Source organism: Pelomicrobium sp. G1 (genome assembly GCF_051905455.1).
GTDB lineage: Bacteria > Pseudomonadota > Gammaproteobacteria > Burkholderiales > UBA6910 > Pelomicrobium.
Genome location: NZ_JBQACR010000064.1, coordinates 1 through 653 on the forward strand (window position 1 = coordinate 1; position 653 = coordinate 653).

Here is a 653-nt window from a genome sequence, read left to right on the forward strand (position 1 = left end):
ATCTCAAGCTCGCTGAGCTGATCTGGAACCCGGAGCGCCTGGCGCAGGAGGCGGCCTCGTGAGCGAAGCCTTGGACACGCTGCGCGCGAAACCGCTGCGGCGGTTCAAGCCGTACCCGGCGTACAAGGATTCCGGCGTCGAGTGGCTCGGGGAGATTCCGGCGCATTGGGAGGTGAACTGGCTGAAGTATCTAGCCGCTACGAATCCAGAGTCGCTTCCTGAGGACACTGATCCGGAGTTCGAGATGTCATACGTGGACATTGGCGGTGTCGACAGTCTAGGCCGCGTGATCGAGCGTGAGTCGCTGACATTCGCCACGGCGCCATCACGCGCACGGAGATTGGTGCGACATGGCGACGTAATTGTTTCAACGGTAAGAACGTACCTTCGTGCGATCGCCCCCATCCACGACCCTGAACCGGGCCTCGTGGTCTCCACCGGATTCGCCGTGGTTCGGCCACGCGACGAACTCACCACTGAGTTCGCCGCCTATGCCCTTCGAGCGCCATACTTCGTCGATCGGGTTGTGGCGAACTCTACAGGTGTGAGCTTTCCAGCGATCAATGAGCGCACAATGGCGACATTTGACCTCGCCGTTCCCCCCGAACCCGAGCAACGCGCCATCGCCGCGTTCCTCGACCGGGAGACGGCGA

1 protein-coding gene is annotated in these 653 nt (G+C 62.0%); it reads left to right on the top strand.

Annotated features, from left to right (window positions below):
- Positions 1–58: 58 nt before the first annotated feature.
- Positions 59–653: restriction endonuclease subunit S (locus tag ACTFO6_RS17455; protein WP_439935701.1), on the top strand; the 595-nt coding region annotated here is incomplete at its 3' end.